This is a genomic window from Xanthomonas sp. MUS 060, from assembly GCF_000963215.1.
Taxonomy (GTDB): Bacteria; Pseudomonadota; Gammaproteobacteria; order Xanthomonadales; family Xanthomonadaceae; genus Xanthomonas_A.
Genome location: NZ_JZIM01000001.1, coordinates 368112 through 390504, shown reverse-complemented (window position 1 = coordinate 390504; position 22393 = coordinate 368112). Strand labels below are relative to the sequence as shown.

The 22393-nt window shown below is 62.3% G+C and carries 16 protein-coding genes, 1 tRNA gene, 1 other RNA gene and 2 pseudogenes; 1 reads left to right on the top strand and 19 read right to left on the bottom strand.

Annotation, left to right across the window (positions count from 1 at the left end; translation table 11 throughout):
* Nucleotides 1–20 precede the first annotated feature (20 nt).
* The 16 genes and pseudogenes from XANALMUS060_RS01810 to murJ form a co-directional block, all read right to left on the bottom strand.
* Nucleotides 21–1367 carry a pyridoxal phosphate-dependent aminotransferase family protein gene (locus tag XANALMUS060_RS01810; RefSeq protein ID WP_052688071.1) on the bottom strand — a complete coding sequence of 449 codons (1347 nt, stop codon included), beginning with the start codon at nucleotides 1365–1367 and terminating at the stop codon, nucleotides 21–23.
* Nucleotides 1368–1641: 274 nt separating this feature from the next.
* Nucleotides 1642–1721: non-coding RNA, sX9 sRNA (locus XANALMUS060_RS18130), on the bottom strand.
* A gap of 269 nt (nucleotides 1722–1990) precedes the next feature.
* Nucleotides 1991–2962, bottom strand: a pseudogene (locus tag XANALMUS060_RS01805) (peptidase M61); the annotation flags it as partial.
* Between the two features lie 161 nt (nucleotides 2963–3123).
* A complete protein-coding gene (locus XANALMUS060_RS01800; RefSeq protein WP_235430318.1) occupies nucleotides 3124–5007 on the bottom strand; it encodes a tetratricopeptide repeat protein in 1884 nt (627 codons plus the stop codon).
* A pseudogene (locus tag XANALMUS060_RS01795) lies at nucleotides 4982–5890 on the bottom strand (tetratricopeptide repeat protein); the annotation flags it as partial. The pseudogene XANALMUS060_RS01795 and the gene XANALMUS060_RS01800, both read right to left, overlap by 26 nt.
* A 318-nt stretch (nucleotides 5891–6208) precedes the next feature.
* Nucleotides 6209–6547 carry a cytochrome o ubiquinol oxidase subunit IV gene (cyoD, locus tag XANALMUS060_RS01790; RefSeq protein WP_045727124.1) on the bottom strand — a complete coding sequence of 113 codons (339 nt, stop codon included), beginning with the start codon at nucleotides 6545–6547 and terminating at the stop codon, nucleotides 6209–6211.
* Nucleotides 6547–7173 (bottom strand): cytochrome o ubiquinol oxidase subunit III, encoded by a 627-nt coding sequence (gene cyoC, locus XANALMUS060_RS01785; RefSeq protein WP_045736879.1) that lies wholly within the window; start codon nucleotides 7171–7173, stop codon nucleotides 6547–6549. Before cyoC ends, cyoD begins: the two co-directional genes overlap by 1 nt.
* Before the next feature lie 3 nt (nucleotides 7174–7176).
* Nucleotides 7177–9177 (bottom strand): cytochrome o ubiquinol oxidase subunit I, encoded by a 2001-nt coding sequence (gene cyoB / locus XANALMUS060_RS01780; protein ID WP_045736878.1) that lies wholly within the window; start codon nucleotides 9175–9177, stop codon nucleotides 7177–7179.
* Nucleotides 9177–10118 (bottom strand): ubiquinol oxidase subunit II, encoded by a 942-nt coding sequence (gene cyoA / locus XANALMUS060_RS01775; RefSeq protein WP_045736877.1) that lies wholly within the window; start codon nucleotides 10116–10118, stop codon nucleotides 9177–9179. The genes cyoB and cyoA overlap by 1 nt, the downstream gene beginning before the upstream one ends.
* Before the next feature lie 591 nt (nucleotides 10119–10709).
* Nucleotides 10710–11165, bottom strand: a complete 456-nt coding sequence (locus XANALMUS060_RS18125) for an avidin/streptavidin family protein (protein ID WP_082064844.1) — start codon at nucleotides 11163–11165, stop codon at nucleotides 10710–10712.
* Nucleotides 11166–12255: 1090 nt separating this feature from the next.
* Nucleotides 12256–12331, bottom strand: a tRNA-Thr gene (locus XANALMUS060_RS01770).
* 35 nt (nucleotides 12332–12366) lie between these two features.
* The gene (ispH, locus tag XANALMUS060_RS01765) at nucleotides 12367–13317 is read right to left on the bottom strand and encodes a 4-hydroxy-3-methylbut-2-enyl diphosphate reductase (RefSeq protein WP_045736876.1); all 951 of its coding nucleotides are present in this window, start codon (nucleotides 13315–13317) and stop codon (nucleotides 12367–12369) included.
* A gap of 57 nt (nucleotides 13318–13374) precedes the next feature.
* The gene (gene lspA, locus XANALMUS060_RS01760) at nucleotides 13375–13878 is read right to left on the bottom strand and encodes a signal peptidase II (RefSeq protein ID WP_045736875.1); all 504 of its coding nucleotides are present in this window, start codon (nucleotides 13876–13878) and stop codon (nucleotides 13375–13377) included.
* An 88-nt stretch (nucleotides 13879–13966) separates the two neighbouring features.
* Nucleotides 13967–16798, bottom strand: a complete 2832-nt coding sequence (gene ileS, locus XANALMUS060_RS01755) for an isoleucine--tRNA ligase (RefSeq protein ID WP_045736874.1) — start codon at nucleotides 16796–16798, stop codon at nucleotides 13967–13969.
* Between the two features lie 6 nt (nucleotides 16799–16804).
* Nucleotides 16805–17794: a bifunctional riboflavin kinase/FAD synthetase gene (locus tag XANALMUS060_RS01750; protein ID WP_045736873.1), complete on the bottom strand. Its 990-nt coding sequence runs from the start codon at nucleotides 17792–17794 to the stop codon at nucleotides 16805–16807.
* A gap of 262 nt (nucleotides 17795–18056) precedes the next feature.
* On the bottom strand, nucleotides 18057–19649 hold the full coding sequence (gene murJ / locus XANALMUS060_RS01745; protein WP_152640371.1) for a murein biosynthesis integral membrane protein MurJ: 1593 nt from the start codon (nucleotides 19647–19649) through the stop codon (nucleotides 18057–18059).
* A gap of 116 nt (nucleotides 19650–19765) precedes the next feature.
* Here murJ and rpsT point away from each other — a divergent pair, with 116 nt between their 5' ends.
* Complete coding sequence (rpsT, locus tag XANALMUS060_RS01740) at nucleotides 19766–20038, top strand: 30S ribosomal protein S20 (RefSeq protein WP_010341167.1); 273 nt, start codon at nucleotides 19766–19768, stop codon at nucleotides 20036–20038.
* A gap of 133 nt (nucleotides 20039–20171) precedes the next feature.
* On the opposite strand, the gene obgE is transcribed toward rpsT, so the two are convergent.
* The 3 genes from obgE to rplU form a co-directional block, all read right to left on the bottom strand.
* Nucleotides 20172–21242, bottom strand: a complete 1071-nt coding sequence (gene obgE, locus XANALMUS060_RS01735) for a GTPase ObgE (RefSeq protein WP_045727115.1) — start codon at nucleotides 21240–21242, stop codon at nucleotides 20172–20174.
* A gap of 331 nt (nucleotides 21243–21573) precedes the next feature.
* Entirely contained in the window at nucleotides 21574–21834 is a 261-nt protein-coding gene (gene rpmA / locus XANALMUS060_RS01730) for a 50S ribosomal protein L27 (protein ID WP_045727114.1), read from the bottom strand.
* A 12-nt stretch (nucleotides 21835–21846) separates the two neighbouring features.
* Nucleotides 21847–22164, bottom strand: a complete 318-nt coding sequence (rplU, locus tag XANALMUS060_RS01725) for a 50S ribosomal protein L21 (protein ID WP_012915444.1) — start codon at nucleotides 22162–22164, stop codon at nucleotides 21847–21849.
* Between the last annotated feature and the right edge of the window lie 229 nt (nucleotides 22165–22393).

Genomic DNA, 22393 nt, shown 5'->3' with positions numbered 1-22393 from the left:
CAAGCGCGCTGCGGCGCCGGTCAGGCAGCCTGGCGAAGCCGCGCGTCGCCGCGCGCGTGTTCGTCCCAAACCTGGTCGATACAGTCGGCCAGACACTGCAGATCTTCCGAGGTGTGCGTGGACATCACACTGATCCGCAAGCGCTCCTGTCCACGCGGCACTGCGGGGAAATGCACTGGATTGACGAAGATACCCAGCTGATGCAAGCGCATCGCCGCCGCCTTGGCATCCATATCCGCCGGGGTATGCACCATCAAAATCGCCGAGGGTGTGGACACATTCAAACCCCAGGGCAAGGCGTTGAGCCGCGCGCACAGCGAAGCGGCATTGGCATGCAACTGGCGCATGCGCTCGGGCTCGCTTTCGATCACGTCCAATGCGCCATGCACCGCAGCGATGGTGGCCGGAGGCAACGCAGCGGAGAACATGTACGAACGCGAGATCCAACGCAGATATTCGATCAACGGACGCGAGCCGCAGACGAAGCCACCATTGACCGCCAGCGTCTTGCTGAAGGTCCCCATCAGCACGTCGATCTCTTTCGCCACGCCGAAGTGCTCGCCGCTGCCACCACCATGTGCGCCGAGCACACCGGTGCCGTGCGCATCGTCGACCACCAGCATGGCCGAATGGCGCTTGCACAGCGTCACCAACTGATCCAGCGGCGCCAGGTCGCCATCCATCGAATACACGCCCTCCACGGCGACGAACACGTCACGGCCGTTGCCATCATGCTGACCCAGCCAGTGCGAAAGCCGCTGTAGATCGTTGTGCGGGAAGCGACGCGCACTGACACCGGCCAACTTCAAGCCATCGAACCACGACGCATGCGAATATTCGTCGTAGTACATCCGATCACCTTCGCGCATCAATGCGCCCGGCAACGCCAGGTTGGCGGAAAATCCGCTGGAGAAGATCATCGCGTCTTCCTGGCCTTTGTGCGCCGCCAGACGCTGTTCCAGTTCGCGGGTGATGCCGAGATATCCATTGAGAAACGGCGGCCCGCCAATGCCGGTGCCGTATCTTGCGATGGCGCGGGTCACCCGCTCGCGCACATGCGGATGGTTGGCCAAGCCAAGATAGTTATTGGAACCGAACATCAGCATGGGCTGCACATTGCCGGTATCGCGATTCAGCACCATCACTTGACGATCGGCAGGAGAGACGATTTCACGGTGATACGGCATGCGCGCATGCTGGCGATCCTGCTGCACCAGCGTATCGACATAGCGCGCACGCTGGCGCAAGTTCATGTCGAGGTTGCCGAACAATAACGCGGGATCGAAATTCTCGCCGCTTTGCGGCAAGGGATCGGAAGCCTCCAGAGCATTGGCATCGGAAGCTAGCGAATGAGAAGACGACTGCATGGGGAAGAGCCTGCACAGGGGAACGTGAGTGGATTGAGAGCCCGTGTAAACGGGACATCTACACTAGAGCGCGCGCCCATTAAAGATTCCATCCATCGCCACATCGACTTACGTGGTGGCGGCATAAATTTTGCGCATCTGCACCAAAGAAAATGTGCGACACAACACTATCGAAAAAATCTTCGCACCCACTGCAACGTTCATGCATTGGACGACACGCAGCGTGAGGCATGCGCATATTGCGTCGCACGCAATACACTATTGCACCAAGAGTGGCTAATAGAACATCCATCGCGAGTCGCTGTCGGGCAGGTACGGACAGCGCACAGAAACCGTAGCGTACAGGCGGCACATGAGGATTCGGAGCACTGCCCGCGCCCGTGCGGCGGCGACGCAGCCGTTTTGTTGGCGAAGCTAAGCGCTGCCAACCATCCAATACTGGGAACGGCAGCAGCGTTCGCATACATGCAACGTTCTACAGGCGCCACGACCGCGATGTCTCGCATACACCCGGCGATGCCACGCACACACGATGACATCGTCCAGCCACCACGACGCAGCGACGAGTGGCGCGCGCCGATGCCGCACTCAGCGCGCGTGGCATCGGCAGACGCGCGTCATCATCAGCGCGCCTTGTACAGCTCGCTCAAACGATCCGGCTTGCCAGCGATGCGTTCCAGATGCGGATACAACAAGCCGCCGTGGTAATCCAGACGCAACGTGTCGTAGCGGTCGCCACGCTTGACCAGCAGCTCCAGCGGCGCGCCAGCGTCCTTGGCCGCGGTGATCGCCTGCTTGAGCGCTTCGGCACTGTACTCGTGGCCGCCGACCGCGACGATGCGGTTACCGTCGATGATGCCAGCCGCGAACGCCGGGCTATCCCACAGCACTTCCTCCACCCAGCCCTGATCGTCCAGATACAGGCCCAACGAATAGGTGAGGTTGAGGCCCTTGTCACGCGACTCGGCGCTCTTGCTAGACTCGTTCGGCTTGTCGGTGTAGACGAGTTTCCAACCACTGGCCTCGATACCGCCGACCAGCGAACCGTGACCGTCAAGATGGCTGCGCAGGAAGCTGGCCCAATCGTATTTGGCGACGCCGTTGAGCGCGACAACGATATCGTCAAAGGTGTAGGTATTGACGTCCCAGGCACCGTCGTGCATCCCAAAGAATGCCTTGGCGAAATCATCCAGCGAGCGCTTGTCACCACTGAGTTCGCGCAGCTTCGCATCGACCTCCAGCCACATCATTTGCCCACCCGAATAGTAGTCCTCGCTCAACTGATAACTGCGATAGGCGCGCGGTCGGCGCAGCGACAGGGTCGGGTCGTTGGTGGTGTCCTGCAGCGCGCGCCAGACCAAGCCAGGATGGCCGCGTTGATAGCTCGCGGCAACGTTGGCGAGGGTGTCGCGCGCTTGCGTCTGCGTCCACAACCCCGAGCGCGCCGCGATCACATGCCCCCAGAACTGAGTCTGGCCCTCGTACATCCACAACAGGCTGTCGCCCATCGGCACGTTGAAGTTCGGCGTGGCAATGTCCACGCCACGGCGATACTTGCCATTCCAGGAATGGTTGAACTCGTGCGCCAGCAGATCAACATGCAACGTTCTACAGGCGCCACGACCGCGATGTCTCGCATACACCCGGCGATGCCACGCACACACGATGACATCGTCCAGCCACCACGACGCAGCGACGAGTGGCGCGCGCCGATGCCGCACTCAGCGCGCGTGGCATCGGCAGACGCGCGTCATCATCAGCGCGCCTTGTACAGCTCGCTCAAACGATCCGGCTTGCCAGCGATGCGTTCCAGATGCGGATACAACAAGCCGCCGTGGTAATCCAGACGCAACGTGTCGTAGCGGTCGCCACGCTTGACCAGCAGCTCCAGCGGCGCGCCAGCGTCCTTGGCCGCGGTGATCGCCTGCTTGAGCGCTTCGGCACTGTACTCGTGGCCGCCGACCGCGACGATGCGGTTACCGTCGATGATGCCAGCCGCGAACGCCGGGCTATCCCACAGCACTTCCTCCACCCAGCCCTGATCGTCCAGATACAGGCCCAACGAATAGGTGAGGTTGAGGCCCTTGTCACGCGACTCGGCGCTCTTGCTAGACTCGTTCGGCTTGTCGGTGTAGACGAGTTTCCAACCACTGGCCTCGATACCGCCGACCAGCGAACCGTGACCGTCAAGATGGCTGCGCAGGAAGCTGGCCCAATCGTATTTGGCGACGCCGTTGAGCGCGACAACGATATCGTCAAAGGTGTAGGTATTGACGTCCCAGGCACCGTCGTGCATCCCAAAGAATGCCTTGGCGAAATCATCCAGCGAGCGCTTGTCACCACTGAGTTCGCGCAGCTTCGCATCGACCTCCAGCCACATCATTTGCCCACCCGAATAGTAGTCCTCGCTCAACTGATAACTGCGATAGGCGCGCGGTCGGCGCAGCGACAGGGTCGGGTCGTTGGTGGTGTCCTGCAGCGCGCGCCAGACCAAGCCAGGATGGCCGCGTTGATAGCTCGCGGCAACGTTGGCGAGGGTGTCGCGCGCTTGCGTCTGCGTCCACAACCCCGAGCGCGCCGCGATCACATGCCCCCAGAACTGAGTCTGGCCCTCGTACATCCACAACAGGCTGTCGCCCATCGGCACGTTGAAGTTCGGCGTGGCAATGTCCACGCCACGGCGATACTTGCCATTCCAGGAATGGTTGAACTCGTGCGCCAGCAGATCACGCATTTGCCAGCTCTGGTTCCACTCGGTGAAATAATCCAGCGGCCCACTGTTCTCGCTGGAACGGTGGTGTTCCAGGCCGATACCGCCCAGTTTTTCCGTCAATGCCAGCAGGAATTCATAGTGGTCGAAATGGCGTGCGCCGTATAGCTTGTCCATCTGCTGCACCAGCTCCGCATGCGCCTTGACCTGCTCAGGCTTGACCTCCAGCGCCTTGGGCTTGTCGGCGAACACGTTCAGCGCCACCGGCGCCTTGCTCTTGGCATCCAGCACGATGCGCTTGTAGTACTTGCCGGCGTACATCGGCGAATCGACCAGATCCTCCAAATTGATCGGCTTGAACGTCACCGTATCGCCCGAACGGGTGGCCGTCTCCAACGCAGTGGCGTAGCTCCAGCCCGAGGGCAAGGTCACGCTGGCCTGGGTCATGATGTTGCGCGCGTACACGCCAGCCGGATACAGCGCGGTGGTGTTCCACTGCAGGTTGAGCATCTCCGGTGTCATCATCACCCGGCCCTCGCGGTTGCCCTGCGAGGACAGGAACTGATACTCGGCGACGATCTCGGTGACGCCCGCCGGCACCTCGATCTTGAACGCGTACACATCGAACTGGTCACGGGTCCACGGCAACACCTTGCCGTTGGCCTTGATGACCAATCCGGCCAGTTTGTCGATCGGCCCGGTCGGCGAATGATTCCCGGGAATCCACTGCGGATACAGCAAGGTCAGCGGCCCTGGCGTGGCCGGGATAGTGGTGCGCACGCGAAAGATGCGGTGCGGCAGATCGGTGGCATCGACATCGATCTTCAACGTACCGGCGAATGGCACGTCGCGCGGTGGTGCGGTCTGGGCCGCAGCCTGGAACGCGGCGGCGGCAGAGCATTTGCCAGCTCTGGTTCCACTCGGTGAAATAATCCAGCGGCCCACTGTTCTCGCTGGAACGGTGGTGTTCCAGGCCGATACCGCCCAGTTTTTCCGTCAATGCCAGCAGGAATTCATAGTGGTCGAAATGGCGTGCGCCGTATAGCTTGTCCATCTGCTGCACCAGCTCCGCATGCGCCTTGACCTGCTCAGGCTTGACCTCCAGCGCCTTGGGCTTGTCGGCGAACACGTTCAGCGCCACCGGCGCCTTGCTCTTGGCATCCAGCACGATGCGCTTGTAGTACTTGCCGGCGTACATCGGCGAATCGACCAGATCCTCCAAATTGATCGGCTTGAACGTCACCGTATCGCCCGAACGGGTGGCCGTCTCCAACGCAGTGGCGTAGCTCCAGCCCGAGGGCAAGGTCACGCTGGCCTGGGTCATGATGTTGCGCGCGTACACGCCAGCCGGATACAGCGCGGTGGTGTTCCACTGCAGGTTGAGCATCTCCGGTGTCATCATCACCCGGCCCTCGCGGTTGCCCTGCGAGGACAGGAACTGATACTCGGCGACGATCTCGGTGACGCCCGCCGGCACCTCGATCTTGAACGCGTACACATCGAACTGGTCACGGGTCCACGGCAACACCTTGCCGTTGGCCTTGATGACCAATCCGGCCAGTTTGTCGATCGGCCCGGTCGGCGAATGATTCCCGGGAATCCACTGCGGATACAGCAAGGTCAGCGGCCCTGGCGTGGCCGGGATAGTGGTGCGCACGCGAAAGATGCGGTGCGGCAGATCGGTGGCATCGACATCGATCTTCAACGTACCGGCGAATGGCACGTCGCGCGGTGGTGCGGTCTGGGCCGCAGCCTGGAACGCGGCGGCGGCAGACAACAGCAAGGGCACCATCCAGGGGATGGACTTGTTCATGGAGACTCCGGGGGGGGGGAACGATAACGGACGGGAGCAAGGGCACCATCCAGGGGATGGACTTGTTCATGGAGACTCCGGGGGGGGGGAACGATAACGGACGGGAAAACGACGATCCTATGCCTACGCCAGCACCACGTGCCATGCCATAGGTCATGCGAAGCGGCATTCGCGCCAGCGGGCAACGGCAACACCGCAGGCAGATGGCACATCACCGCGCATACGGCGCGCGCCACGCACGCAACGCCGGCGCCAGCCACAAAATGCGACAAGCCGCCCGCAGGCGGCCTGTCGCAGCACGCAAGTCACTGGGTGCGGTCAGTGCATCATGTTGACGTTGAGGTTGTGCAAGACCCACAGCGAGCCCACGACCACAATGCCGATGATCAGCAAGGAGAACAGACCCACATGCACGTTGGAGCGCTGTTCGGGCGAGCGGTCCATGTGCAGGAAGTAGACCAGATGCACCAGCATCTGCACTGCGGCCATCACCGCGATGACGATGACCGTCGCCCCCTTGGGGAATGCACCGCTCATCACCATGCCGAACGGGATCACGGTGAGAATCACCGCAAGGACGAAACCGATCAGATAAGACTTCAGGCTACTGCCATGCGACTGGTCGGCATGCGCGTCAGAAGAAGGATGGTGGGCCATTACAGCGCTCCCAGCAGGTAAACGATGGTGAACACGCCGATCCAGATCACGTCGAGGAAGTGCCAGAACAAGCTCAGGCAGGCCAGACGGGTGCTGTTGCGCGGGGTCAAGCCGTTTCTGGCGATCTGGATCACCAGCACCGTCATCCACAACAAGCCCGAGGCCACGTGCAGACCGTGGGTACCGACCAGGGTGAAGAAGGCCGAGAGAAACGCGCTACGGCCAGGACCGGCACCTTCATGGATGAGGTGGTGGAACTCGTAAAGCTCCATGCCCAGAAAGCCCAGGCCCAGCGCTGCGGTGATCGCCAGCCAGGCATACAGGCCGCCCATGCTGCGCTTGTGCGCGGCAATCATCGCCAGACCGAAGCCCAAGCTGCTGAACAGCAGCAGGAAGGTTTCCACCAACACGAACTTCAGGTCGAACAGTTCCTTGGCGGTCGGGCCATCCACCGTCGCGCCCGCCAGCACCGCGTAGGTGGCGAACAGGCCGGCGAAGATGAGGCAGTCGCTCATCAGGTAGACCCAGAACCCGAAGACGGTGCTACCGCCCGCGTCGTGATGTGCGTGATCGTGATCGTGGCCGCCCGCGTGGTCGGCGTGGTGATCGAGCGTCGTGGAAGCCATGGTTCAGAGCGCCTTTGCGGCATGCGCCGCCTGTTGCTGTTCCAGCAGGGCGAAACGCGCGTTCTCGATGCGCTCCACCTCCTCTGCGGGGACCCAGTAGTCGATATCGTCGTCGAAGGTACGGGCGATGAAGCTACCAACCATGCCGACCAGACCGACGAGCGCCATCCACCAGATATGCCAGGTCAAACCGAAGCCCAGGGCCACGCCGAAGGCACCGATCCAGAATCCAGCCGCCGTATTGCGCGGCATGTGAATCGGCTCGTACTTGGCCGGACGCGGCCAGCCCTTGCCCTTGGCCTTGTCTTCCCAGAACTGGTCGCGGTCGTCGATGCGCGGCAGCACGGCGAAGTTGTAGAACGGCGGCGGCGAGGACGTCGCCCACTCCAAGGTACGGCCATTCCATGGATCGCCGGTCAGGTCCAGGTTGTCCTTGCGCTTCCAGATGCTGTAAACGATCTGCAGCAGGTTGAGGAAGATACCGGCGCCGATGATCGCCGCACCCACCGCCGCCACCATCAGCCACGGTGCCCATTCCGGATGGTTGTAGCTGTTCATGCGCCGGGTCATGCCCATGAAACCGAGCACGTACAGCGGCATGAAGGCGATGAAGAAGCCGATAATCCAGCACCAGAACGACGCCTTGCCCAGCGTTTCGTTGAGCTTGAAGCCGAACGCCTTCGGGAACCAATAGGTCAGGCCCGCCAGATAACCGAACACCACGCCGCCGATGATCACGTTGTGGAAGTGCGCGATCAGGAACAGGCTGTTGTGCAACACGAAATCCACTGCCGGGATCGCCAGCATCACGCCGGTCATGCCGCCGATGGTGAAGGTGATCATGAAGCCGATCGTCCACAGCACCGGCGCGGTCATGTGCACGCGACCGCGGAACATGGTGAACAGCCAGTTGAAGATCTTCACCCCGGTCGGGATCGAGATGATCATCGTCGTGATGCCGAAGAAGGCATTGACGTTGGCACCCGAGCCCATGGTGAAGAAGTGGTGCAACCACACGATGAACGACAACACGCCGATGCACGAGGTCGCATACACCATCGAGGCGTAGCCGAACAGGCGCTTGCGGCTGAACGTGGCGATCAACTCGGAGAAAATGCCGAACGCCGGCAGGATCAGGATGTACACCTCCGGGTGGCCCCAGATCCAGATCAGGTTGACGTACATCATGGCGTTGCCGCCACCGTCGTTGGTGAAGAAGTGCGTGCCCAGGTAGCGGTCGGCACCCAGCAGCGCCAGCGCCACGGTCAGGATCGGGAACGCGGCGATGATCAGGATGTTGGTGATCAGCGCGGTCCAGGTGAAGATGGGCATCCGCATCAAGGTCATGCCCGGCGCGCGCATGCGCATGATCGTCACGAAGAAATTGACGCCGGTGAGCAATGTGCCAAGGCCGGAAATCTGCAACGCCCAGATGTAGTAATCCACCCCGACACCCGAACTGTATTGCAGCTCCGACAACGGCGGATACGCCAGCCAGCCGGTCTGCGCGAACTCACCCACGCCCAACGAGATGTTGACCAGCGCCGCACCGGACACGAACAGCCAGAAGCTCAGCGAGTTCAGGAACGGGAAGGCCACGTCGCGCGCACCGATCTGCAGCGGCACGACCAGATTCAACAAGCCGGTCATGAACGGCATGGCCATGAAGAAAATCATGATCACGCCATGCGCGGTGAAAATCTGATCGTAGTGATGCGGCGGGAAGATGCCCGGATTGCCGTCGTGCGCCATGGCCTGCTGGGTCCGCATCATCGCCGCGTCGGCGAAACCGCGCAGCAGCATGATCAGCGCCACCACGATGTACATGACACCGATGCGCTTGTGATCGACCGAGGTCAACCACTCGTGCCACAGATAGCCCCACTTTTTGTACTTGGTGACCGCCGCCACGGCCAGCAGGCCGAACAGGCTGGCGCCCCCGAGGGCGGCCATGATGATCGGCTCGTGGTACGGAACCGCCTCGAGCGTAAGTTTGCCTAACATCACTTGTCTCCAGAAGTGCACATGGCGACCGGCTCGACAGCCGATGCCGGATGGGCGTGGTGGCCTTCCATGTTGTGGCCCTTGCCCATCATGTATTTGTCGATCAACGACTTGAACAGGCCGTTCTGCACCGAGGCGTAGTACGTCACCGGATAGGCGTCCTTGTCGTTGCGGTCGGTGGCCAGCGCCTGGAACTGGTCCTGGTCCAGCGTCTTCTGCGATGCCTTGACCTTGGCCACCCAGGCATCGAAGCCGGCACGGTCGGTGGCGTGCACCGTGAAGCCCATCTTGGAGAAGCCGTGGCCGCTGTAATTCGCCGACAGGCCGAACATCTCACCCGGTTCGTTGGCGATCAGGTGCAACTTGGTCTCCATGCCGGCCATCGCGTAGATCTGCGTGCCCAGATGCGGGATGAAGAACGAGTTCATCACCGTGTCCGAAGTGATCTTGAAATTGATCGGCGTATCCACCGGCAAGGCGATCTCGTTGACCGTGGCGATGCCCTGCTCGGGGTAGATGAACATCCACTTCCAGTCCAGCGCCACCGCCTCGATGGTGATCGGCTTGACTTGCGATTCCAGCGGCTTGTACGGATCCAGCGCATGCGAAGAGCGCCAGGTCAGCACCGCCAACACCAGGATGATCATGCAGGGGATGGACCACACCACCACTTCGATCGCGGTGGAATGCGACCAGTTCGGCTCGTAGCGGGCCTTGGTGTTGGAGGCGCGATAGCGCCAGGCGAACGCCAGGGTCATCACGATGACCGGGATCACCACCAACAGCATCAACACGACGGAAGTGATCAGCAGCGTCTTCTCGTCTTGGCCGATCTGCCCCCTGGGGTTGAGGATGGCCGAGTCGCAGCCGGCCAACAGCAGCGCGGCCGGTAGTAGCAGACCGGAGCGCAGCGAACGCCGGAGTTGTTTCAACGGAATCATCGAACGATCCAACTTGCGTAAAGGAATGCGAACCACCCGAGCAAGGGCGGCGTGCCACGCAAGGTCCGTCCGCATCTACCGCCGCATCCGGACCGGCCTGCGCGATCACCTGGGTATTTTATGCCGCCCTGCCACAATTCCGGAAGCCATGGCCCTGCCAAAGCGGGCGCAACGCCCCGGTTTGATGTGCGACACATTGCCGCACCGGGCTGCGACATGGGGTCGCAGTGGGTCGATGGACCGTTCCGGACGTCAACGTCTCACCAAACAATGAGATGGATGCAATCCAAGCCGCTCCGGGCTGGATGCGCTGCTAGGCAAGATGAGATTGCCCCTCGTGATAGATGCGTCGCCAGCGCTCTGTCGGTGCGCGCATGCGGCAGAGCCGGAAACCCCTACGCGTTGAAGCATGCATCGCAACCGTTATCGGTCCGGATCACTTTCGGCAGGCCGAGCAGATAAAAAATGGCCAAAGGAGATATCCGATTCAAACGGATATTTTCCTCTGGCCATGTAGGTCCCACATGTTTGAAATAAAACATGGGAAAATCTTCGTACCTGGAATCGGTTGCGCAGCGGCTGGTTAGCCGGTCAGTCGGGCAAGGCAACAAAACCGTCGCTATTGGTCAGCACGTGATCCCAGGAATAATCGGAGCTGCCTCGCGCCAGATGCCAGAGTGTCGTAATAACCGCTGGCTTGTAGCTTGTTCCATCGATACAGGTGCCGGTCCAGGCGGTGACACTGCCATAGCTACCCCATCGCACGGAAAAAGTGAATACAGTCCGGTTGTTTGACTTGCTGGCTGGAGCATTGTTAATCCACCCGACCATCGGATACGTAGCACCGGTGGTTCCGGAAGGCGAGATATAGTTACCTGATATCTTCCCGGAAGGAGCATCAAACTCCGAAACAATGAGCGTGGAGCCCAGCTCATTTTTCCATTTCCCCACCGGATTGGTGCAAGTGGGCGCGGCGTGAGCCAGCGAGGCGCAGCCCGTTAGCAGTGCAAGACAGGCTGCATACCGATGCATGTTCGTGGACATTATCATTTACTCCCATTAATAAAAATCAGAGAAGTAAGTTATTGAGTGAGTCTAACTAATCGAATGGGGAAACAATCCAAACCCCCATCGCTTATGCCGCCATGTACTGACATCCACACTGTTACTGAAAGACGGCGTGGCACTTATTGAACCATGCGCCGATAGTAAAGGCTCAGGCCAAACGGATCACGGGAAGGTCAAATTTATTTATCAGCGATAATTTACTTGATCACCACATGTGTCAATGCCCGCAAATCAACTGTCTACCGTATTGAGTGAGTCTAACTAATCGAATGGGGAAACAATCCAAACCCCCATCGCTTATGCCGCCATGTACTGACATCCACACTGTTACTGAAAGACGGCGTGGCACTTATTGAACCATGCGCCGATAGTAAAGGCTCAGGCCAAACGGATCACGGGAAGGTCAAATTTATTTATCAGCGATAATTTACTTGATCACCACATGTGTCAATGCCCGCAAATCAACTGTCTACCGCACAGCATGGATACACATCCCAATTAATGTAACGGCATGGCAAGATACGCAAAAACAGCCTTCAAATTTAACTAATTTAATTTTCCTGAAAGGTTTTCTGATTGCGACTTCAGCCACCCAATCGTGGGGCGTTAACCAGCAATTTGGGATGTCGCGTGCAACGCATTCGTGCCGAGTCAGATCATGGGTGGCAATGAATCCCGTTCCAACCTGGGCGATCGCTGACGACATTGCTGACCGACGCTCGCAGCGAGCGGATTTTGGGAGCCGCGCTCGCCAGCCGGACGGGCTAAACCGACTGGCAGTACTCGCACTGCCGTCATCAACGCAGATTGCATGCAGGCATGGTGTTCGAGCACAACTAGCTGGCGCTGACACGCTGACCGCTGGCTAATTAATGTACCGGCTAGCAGGGCAAGACCAATCTGTCGCCCCTGGAATGGATGCGCACTGGGGAGGGAGCTATCCAGCGACCTGGCGGATCGAGCATCAACGGACGTGGGCCATAGGCACCTGCATCCGAAAGGCTGGAACGATGGCGTCCCGCCAGGATCACGCCAAGCGGGACCCCATGCCCTGTGCTGCAATGATCTTTGGTGCCGGAAATAGGAATCGAACCTACGACCTACGCATTACGAATGCGCCGCTCTACCAACTGAGCTATTCCGGCGGGATCGCGAATTCTAGGGGGCCGCCCGCATCCGGTCAATCGACCAGACGCAGCCGCAACTCTTTGGGCAGGGCGAACACCATCGACTCCGGTTCGCCATCCAGTTCGGACACGCCCTCAACGCCGAGTTCGCTCAGGCGTGCGACCACACCGTCCACCAGCACCTGCGGCGCCGAGGCGCCAGCGGTCAGACCAATGCGACGCTTGCCGGTCACCCAAGCCGGGTCGATCTCGTCGGCGCCGTCGATCAGATACGATTCCACGCCGTCGCGGCGCGCCAGTTCGCTGAGTCGGTTGGAATTGGAACTGTTCGGCGAGCCGACCACCAACACCAGATCGCACTGCCGCGCCAGATCGCGCACGGCATCCTGGCGGTTCTGGGTGGCGTAGCAGATATCGTCGTTCTTCGGCCCCTGCATCGCCGGGTAGCGCGTGCGCAGGGCTTCGATGATGCCGTAGGTATCGTCCACCGATAGCGTGGTCTGGGTGGTGTAGGCCAGGTTCTGCGGCTGCTGCACCTGCAGCGTGGCGACCTGTTCCAGATCCTCGACCAGATAAATGCGGCCACTGCCGCGCTCGCGGTCCCACTGCCCCATCGTGCCCTCCACTTCCGGGTGACCGGCATGGCCGATCAGCACCACATCGCGGCCGGCACGGCAATGCCGAGCCACCTCGAAATGCACCTTGGTCACCAGCGGGCAGGTCGCATCGAACACTTTCAGACCGCGCCGCTCGGCCTCTTGCCGCACCGCCTGGGACACGCCGTGGGCACTGAAGATCACCGTATTGCCATCGGGCACTTCGTCCAGTTCCTCGACGAAGATCGCACCGCGCTGTTTGAGGTCGTCGACGACGAAACGGTTGTGCACCACCTCGTGGCGCACGTAAATCGGTGCGCCCAGCGTCTCGATGGCGCGCTTGACGATCTCGATCGCGCGATCGACGCCGGCACAGAAGCCGCGGGGGTTGGCAAGCAAGACGTGCATAGATCAGATCCGCCCGCCGTTGATGACAAGCGCTTCGCTAGGGGAGAGCAAGTTGGATTATCCTGCTTTTCGCTTCACCTTGCCGTCGCAAAATCCGAACAATGCGATCCCGATGGCACCGGCGACGATGGCCGAATCGGCAAGATTGAACGAAGGCCAATAATGCTGGCCCACATACCACTGGATGAAATCGACCACATGGCCGTGCAGCAGCCGGTCGATCACGTTGCCGATCGCGCCGCCGATCACCAGCGCATAGGGCACGGCGCTGCGCCATTCGCCGCGCGGGGTGCGCGCCAGCCACCAGCCCAGCAGGCCGCTGATGCCCAGCGCCAGTAAGGTGAAGAACCACAACTGCCAGCCACCGGCCTGACTCAAAAAGCTGAAGGCCGCGCCGGTGTTGTAGGTGCGGTACCAGTTCCAGACACCGGGGATCACCGTCACCGCCGTGAACTCGGGCAGGCTGGACAGCACCCAGGCCTTGCTCCACTGGTCCAGACCGATCACCAACGCCGACAGCAACAGCCAGATCAGCGCGGAAGGAGTGGGGCGTGCGGTCATGTGCTCGTTCTGCCTTGGGCGAATGAAAAAAGAAACCAGGATGCTAGCGGCGGATGCGGTCACGCCGCCTCCGCCACGTGGGGACAACTCAGAACCAACGCCGCACTTCACCCGGCCCGGCGATGTTGCTGACGCAGCGCCCGCACAACTGCGGATGCGCCGGGTCAGCCCCCACGTCGGCACGGTGGTGCCAGCAGCGCACGCACTTGGGCTTGCTGGTGGCCTCGGCACTGACGAAGATCTCCTCGGTACTGGCCTCGCGCACCACCACGTCGCCACTAATGAACAGGAAACGTAGTTCTTCCTGCAGCGGCTGCAACCAGGCCACGGTCGCCGCGTCGGCGGCGATGGTGATCTCCGCCTCCAGCGCGGCGCCGATCACACCGTTGCTGCGCATCGGCTCCAACAACTTGGCCACCTGCTCGCGCAGCGCCAGCAAGCGCTCGATATCGACCGCGCTCAGCGCCGCATCCTCCGGCAACGGTGCCAGGCCCTCGTACCAGGTCGCGAACAGCACGTTGCGCAGATGCGCACCTGGCAAATAGCCCCACAACTCGTCGGCGGTGAAGCTGAGGATCGGGGCGATCCAGCGCACGAACGCCTCGGCCACATGGAACATCGCGGTCTGCGCCGAACGCCGGCCATGCGCATCCTCGGCCATCGTGTACAAACGATCCTTGGTCACGTCCAGGTACAACGAACCCAGGTCAACACTGCAGAAATTCAGCAACGCCTGCACGATCGCGGCGAAGTCGTAACGCGCGTAGGCGGCCTTGATCTGTTCCTGCAACAGATAGGCGCGATGCACGATCCAGCGATCCAGCGCGACCAGCTCCGGCAGCGGCTGCAGGTGCTCGGCCGGGTTGAAGCCGTGCAGGTTGCCCAGCAAGAAGCGCGCGGTGTTGCGCAAACGTCGGTAGGCATCGGCGTTGCGCTTGAGGATTTCCTGCGACAGCGACATCTCGTTGCTGTAGTCCGCCGACGCGATCCACAGGCGCAGGATGTCCGCACCCAGGGTTTTCATGATGTCCTGCGGCTCGATGCCGTTGCCCAGCGACTTGGACATCTTGCGGCCATGCTCGTCCACGGTGAAACCATGCGTCAGGCATTGCCGATACGGCGCGGTCTGATCCAGCGCCACGCCGGTCAGCAGCGAGGACTGGAACCAGCCACGGTGCTGGTCCGAACCTTCCAGGTACAGGTCGGCCGGCTTGGGCAGGCCACGCTCGCTCAGCACCGCCTCGTGGGTGATGCCGGAATCGAACCAGACATCGAGGATGTCGGTGATCTTCTCGTAATCGGCGGCCTCCTCGCCGAGCAGGTCGGCGGCGTCGAGCGTGTACCACACGTCCACCCCGCCCTGCTCGACCCGGTCGGCCACCTGACGCATCAACTCGGCGCTGCGCGGATGCGGCTCGCCACTGTCGCGATGCACGAACAGCGCAATCGGCACGCCCCAGGTGCGCTGACGCGAAATGGTCCAGTCCGGGCGTCCGGCGACCATGCCGACGATGCGCGCCTGGCCCCAGGCCGGGTACCAGTGGACGTCCTCGATTGCCTTCAGCGCATCGGCACGCAGGTTGGCCTGCTCCATCGAGATGAACCACTGCGGCGTGGCGCGGAACGCAATGGGCGTCTTATGCCGCCAGCAGTGCGGATAACTGTGGACCATGCTCGCGCGCGCCAGCAGTTGCCCGCGCGCGGCCAACACGTCGGCGATGAGGTCGTTGGCCTTCCAGATCTGTACCCCGGCCAGCTCCACGCCATCGACGGCCGGTGTCGAGGGTAGATACACGCCACGCGCATCGATTGGATTGATCTGCGCGGCGCTGTAGCGCTCCAGCAACCCGTATGGCTTGGCCGCGACGTAATCCTCCTGACCGTGGCCGGGCGCGGTATGCACTGCGCCGGTACCGTCGCTATCGGACACGTGCTCGCCAAGAATCAGCGGAATATCGCGGGTGTCGTAGAACGGATGCGCCAGCAACTGATGTTCCAGCGCCGCGCCGACGACGCGAGCATGCACCATCACCTCGCCGACCCCATAACGCGGCAATGCACGCTCGACCAGCGCGTCGGCCAGCACCAACCAGCGGCGGCGTCCCTCGTGGGCCGGGCCTTCGACCAGCGCATACAGCAGCGTCGGCCCCAGCGCGACCGCCAGCGAAGCCGGCAGCGTCCACGGCGTGGTGGTCCAGATCGGCACGGCGACCTCCACACCGTCCGGCAAGACCACGCCGAACGCAGCGGCCAGCGCCACAGGATCGCGCGCCGGATAGGCGACCTCGACCGTCGGCGACTGCTTGTCGGCGTATTCGATCTCGGCCTCGGCCAAGGCCGAACCGCAGTCGAAACACCAGTGCACCGGCTTCACGCCACGGGTCAGATGACCGTTGTCGACGATCTTCGCCAGCGCACGGATCTCGTTGGCTTCGAAATGGAAGTCCAGCGTGCGGTAGGGGTTGTCCCAGTCGCCGATCACGCCCAGTCGCTTGAAGTCGCGGCGCTGCAGATCGATCTGCGCATTGGCGTACTCGCGGCATTTCTGCCGGAACTGCACCGCATCCAGCTTGACCCCGACCTTGCCGAAGCTCTTCTCGATCGCGATTTCGATCGGCAGGCCGTGGCAGTCCCAGCCAGGGATATACGGCGCGTCGAACCCCGAAAGGTACTTGGACTTGACGATGATGTCCTTGAGGATCTTGTTGACCGCATGCCCGAGATGAATCGCCCCGTTGGCATACGGCGGGCCATCGTGCAGCACGAACAATGGCCGGCCCCGTGCGTTGTCGCGCAGTTGCGCGTACAGCCCCTCGCTCTCCCAGCGGGCCAGCGTGTCCGGCTCACGCTTGGGCAAATCGCCGCGCATCGGAAAATCGGTCGCCGGCAGATGGAGGGTGGCTTTGTAGTCCTGGGTCACGGGGTCTTACCGGTCGGTGGTCTTCATGGGGGAATCCGTGCACGCGGCAGCGGACATGGGGGGCAGGCCCGCCGTGGCCAGCAGGTGTCGCGCTTGCTCGGCATCGCGGTGCATCTGTGCGGTCAGCGCCGGCAGGTCGGCAAAGGTTTCCTCGTCGCGCAACTTGGCGACGAACTCCACCTCCAGATGTCGACCATACAGGTCACCCTGGAAATCGAACAAATGCGCCTCCAGCAGCGGCTCCACGCCCTGCACGGTCGGACGGGTACCGAAACTGGAGACCGACGGCCACGGCTGCGCCGCCGCTCCGTGCACCCAGGTGGCATAGATACCGGACAACGCCGGAGTACGCGCAAACCGCAGGTTGGCGGTGGGATAACCAAGCGTGCGCCCGAGCTGCTTGCCACGCACCACCCGTCCCCCGATCGCATACGGCCGTCCTAGTCGTTCGGCGGCATGGGCGAATTCCCCGGCCACCAGCAACTGGCGGATACGGGTACTGGAGATACGCTCCTGGCGCAGATGCACCGGCGCGATCTCGTCGGCGGTGAAACCGAGTTGCGCCCCCAGCGCACGCAACAGCACGATGTCGCCAGCGCGCTTGTGGCCGAAGCGAAATGCCGGGCCGATCCACACCTCGCGCGCGCGCAGACGCTCGACCAGCACGCGCTGCACGAACGCCTCCGCCGTCATCGATGCCATGCGCCGATCAAAACGCAGCAGGCCGACACTGTCGATGCCGAGTTGCTGCAAGCCCTGCACCTTGGAACGCGGCAAGGTCAACCGTGGTGGTGGCGCATCCGGGGCGAAAAACTCGCGCGGCAACGGCTCGAAGCTCAGCGCCACCGTCGGCACGCCCAGCGCGCGGGCGCGCGCCGACGCCTGCCGCACCAGCGCGCGATGACCCAGATGCAGGCCATCGAAGGCGCCGATGCAGACTACGCTTCCCTGCGGGAACAGGGTCCCGCCCTCGACGTCTCTAAACAGCCTGCTCATTCCTCGATCCGAAGCGCCAGCACTGATGAGCCGGCCAATAAACTGATGCGTAACAGTCGAGTATAACGGGTGGGACCCGGCGCGCGGGGAAGCAACCCGTAGTGAAACGCGATCACGGCGCCCAGCCCAGCCCACCATGAACCATGCGGCCTTGAGGTAAAGAGGGAGCACGCCGCAACGTCCTGGCATCGCAATGGCGCTGGCATCGCCTACCTCTTCGACAGCCGCGAGAAGGGGACGCACGCGCGCAAGACAGCCACACTCACCCCTCGCGCAGATCCCGTGGCCGGAATCCCAGCGCCAACAACGCCAGCAGATAGATCCCACCACCACCACCGACCAACAACAGCAAGCCAGCGATGCGGTGCCACTTGTCCATGCTGGTGAACGCCGGCAGCCAATACAGCCCCAACACCAGCACCGCCGCCATCGCCGCACAGGCCAGACCCAGCCGCAGCAGATACCCTCCCCAACCCGGTCGTGGCCGATACACCTGGTCGCGACGCAACCAGCGCCACAACAGCGACAGATTGAGGTAACTGGCCACCGCACTGGCCAGACCCAACGCCAGATGCAGCCCAGGCTGCGCGGCGAGCGCCGCACGCACACCCTGTGTGCGCAGTTCGGCCGGCACCCAAAGTTGATACAGAATCGCCAGCAGCAGCAGGTTCAACGCCATGTTGGCCACCAACGCGACAACGCCGGCGCGCACCGGAGTGCGCGTATCCTGGCGCGAATAAAACGCCGGCAACAGCACCTTCAGCAACGCGAACGCCGGCAGGCCGAAGCTCAACCCAAACACCGACATCGCCGCCATGCGCGTGTCGAAGGCGGTGAACTTGCCGTACTGGAACAGGGTCGCCACCAGTGGCTGGCTCAGCAACATCAGCCCGAGCATCGCCGGCACCGCGATCAGCAGCGTGATGCGCAGCCCCCAGTCCAGCGCATTGGAGAAGCCCGCATGATCGGTCTTGACGTGATGCCGCGACAGCGCCGGCAGGATCACCGTCCCCAAGGCCACCCCAAACACGCCCAGCGGCAACTCCAAGAAGCGGTCGGCCTGCGACAACCAACTCTGCGAGCCGGCATACAGAAACGAGGCGATGACCGTATCCAGCAGCAAGTTGATCTGCGCGATCGAGGAACCGAACAGGGTCGGCACCATCAGGGTCAGCACCCGGCGCACGTCCGGATGACGCCAGCCCCAGCGCGGCAGAGTCAACAGATCGATGCCGCGCAGCGCCGGCAATTGGAACAGCAACTGCAGCGCGCCAGCGACCAGCACCGCCCAGCCCATCGCCAGGATCGGAACCTGCAACCGTGGCGCCAGCCAGAGCGCACCGACGATCATGGACAGATTGAGGATCACCGGCGTCAACGCGGGCAGGCCAAAGCGGTGGAAGCTGTTCAACGCCCCCCCCGCCAGCGCGGTCAACGAGACGAACAACAGGAACGGAAACGTCAGCCGCAACAACTCCACAATCAGGCCGAACTTGACCGGGTCGTGGCTAGCGCCGGGATTGAACAACAGCGCCACCTGCGGGGTGAACAGCAGCCCCAACGCAGTCACCAGCAGCAAAATCCCGCCCAGCGTGCCGGACACACGCGCCATCAACATGCGCAGATCGGCATGCGGGCGCGTCTCTTTCACCTCGGTGAACACCGGTACGAAGGCGGTGGCGAACGAGCCCTCGGCAAACAAGCGGCGCAGAAAGTTCGGGATGCGAAACGCCACCCAGAACGCGTCGGTGGTGGCATTGGCGCCGAAAGCGTAGTTGATGGCCTGATCGCGGACCAGGCCCAACACCCGCGAGACCATGGTCATACTGCTGAACGAGAGCAGCCCTCGGAACATGCGCGGCGCACTCATGCAGACATCCTCTTGACAATTGACTTGACGCAAAAATTCAAACGCTTCATACTCTCCCGCTTGTTTTTATCCACCACACTGCTTTCCAGGAAACCGCCACCGTGGCCAATATCAAGTCCGCCAAGAAGCGCGCCAAGCAGACCGTCGTGCGCAACGCGCGCAACACGGCTCAGCGTTCGATGCTGCGCACCGCCGTCAAGAAGGTCATCAAGGCCCTGGACGCAAACGACGCCGCCGGCGCCGAAGCCGCTTTCGCCATCGCCCAGCCGATCCTCGACCGGTTCAGCTCGCGTGGCCTGATCCACAAGAACAAGGCTGCCCGCCACAAGAGCCGCCTGAGCGCCCGCATCAAGGCGATCAAGACCGCCGCCTAAGCGCGCGCGGCCGATGCTGGAAGCACCCGCGCTTCCAGCACGACGAAAAAGAAAAAGCCCGGCTTGCGCCGGGTTTTTTGTCTGCCCGACACACGCGCTACGACGCGGTTGCGCGGGGATACGGTCGCCGCACTCAATGCGCATTGGCCGCCGCCTCCAGCGCTTCTTCGCGCTGCCGGTCGAAGAACGCCATCACATCCTTCATGATCGGCCAGGTGCCCTCGCGCCCTAGCGCAGAGACCAGATACCACGGCTGGGTCCAGCCAAGTTCGGCGATCACCTGCTCGGCCAGCGCGCGCGCCTCGTCCTCGAACATCAGATCGGCTTTGTTCAACACCAGCCAACGCGGCTTGGAGAGCAGCGCCGGATCGTGCTTCTGCAGTTCGCGCTCGATCGCCCGCACCTGCTCGGCTGGCGACACCCCATCCACACCGCCTTCGTCATGCACACCGAATGCAGGCGCCAGATCCACCAGATGCAACAGCAGACGCGTGCGCTGCAGATGGCGCAGAAACTGCGCGCCCAGGCCAGCACCGTCGGCGGCACCTTCGATCAACCCGGGAATATCGGCGATCACAAAACTACGATAGGCCTCGACACTGACCACGCCCAGATTCGGATACAGCGTGGTGAACGGGTAGTCGGCCACCTTCGGCGTGGCCGCCGACACGGCGCGGATGAACGTGCTCTTGCCGGCATTGGGAAAACCGAGCAAACCGACGTCGGCCAGCAGCTTGAGTTCCAGTTTGAGCGTGCGCTGCTCGCCCTCCTCGCCCGGTGTGGCCTTGCGCGGGGCGCGCGTCACCGAACTCTTGAAGTGCATATTGCCCAGGCCGCCCTTACCGCCCTGCGCGACCAGCAAACGGTCGCCGTGCGCGATCAAATCGCCGATGACCTCGTCGGTCTCGACGTTGATCACCACGGTTCCGACCGGCACGGTGATGGTCAGATCCTCGCCGGCCTTGCCGTACATCTGCCGCCCCATGCCATTCTCGCCACGCTGCGCACGGAACGCGCGCTGATGGCGGAAATCCACCAGCGTATTGAGATTCTCATCGGCGATCAGCCAGATACTGCCGCCGTTGCCGCCGTCGCCGCCGTCCGGTCCGCCGAGCGGGATGAATTTCTCGCGGCGAAAACCGATGCAGCCATTGCCGCCATTACCAGCGGTGACCTGGATTTCCGCTTCGTCGACGAGTTTCATGGAGGGACAACCTGTGAAAGTGGAAAAGTGTAGCGCGGGGCGCAAGCAACAGCCTCGTCGCGATCAAGCGATCCGATATAAACCCGACCGCCAAGCTGCAGCGCACCGACGCAACTGGCTACGCGAGCTCGCGGCAACTCATCGCGGCAGCGGCTTGCACTGCGGGGGATGCAGACAACGCACGCCACCAACACTGCGGCGACGCCACGCACAAACAGCGCATGGGTTGACCCAGCGCCCTCACCCCTACTCTGCAACGAAAAACCCCGCCGAAGCGGGGCTTTCGTCAATCAACCGACCCGCGCATGGCGCGAGCCTTGGAAACCGCAGCTTACGCCTGCGCAACCACGCTCACGGTGCGACGCTTGTTGGCGCCCTTGACCGCGAACTCGACCTTGCCGTCGACCAGCGCGAACAGCGTGTGGTCGCGCCCCAGGCCGACGCCAGCGCCCGGGTGGAACTGGGTGCCGCGCTGACGCACGATGATGTTGCCCGCCTCGATCGCCTGGCCGCCGAACATTTTCACGCCCAGGTATTTCGGGTTGGAGTCGCGACCGTTGCGCGAGGAACCTACGCCTTTTTTGTGTGCCATGCCTGCTGCTCCTTACTTCTTGCCACCGGCGATGCCGGTGATCTCGATTTCGGTGTAGTGCTGCCGATGCCCCTGACGCTTCATATGGTGCTTGCGGCGACGGAACTTGATGATGCGCACCTTGTCGGCGCGGCCATGGGCCACGACCTTGGCAGTGACGGTGGCGCCCTTCAGCGCATCACCCAGGGTCACGCCATCGCTGCCGCCCAGCATCAGGATGTTGTCGAACGTGATCTCGTTGCCGGCTTCGACTTCGAGTTTTTCCACACGCAGCGTTTCGCCCTGCGCGACGCGGTATTGCTTACCGCCAGTTACCAGTACTGCATACATGACCAGACTTCCTCTGTAGTTATTGTGGTCGCCCCTGCCGTGCCTCTACGGACAGACAGGAGCGGGATTATAAGCCGCCAGACAGCGCAGGGTCAAGCCAGGGGCCGCCGCGGCGCAAACCAGACGCGCGCCCAGGACCGACCCAACCCGGCTGCGACGAGCGCAGGCAATTGCCCCCACCTGACAAGCTGGTAGGCTGACCGATTGACGTCCCCTCTACTGCCTTGGC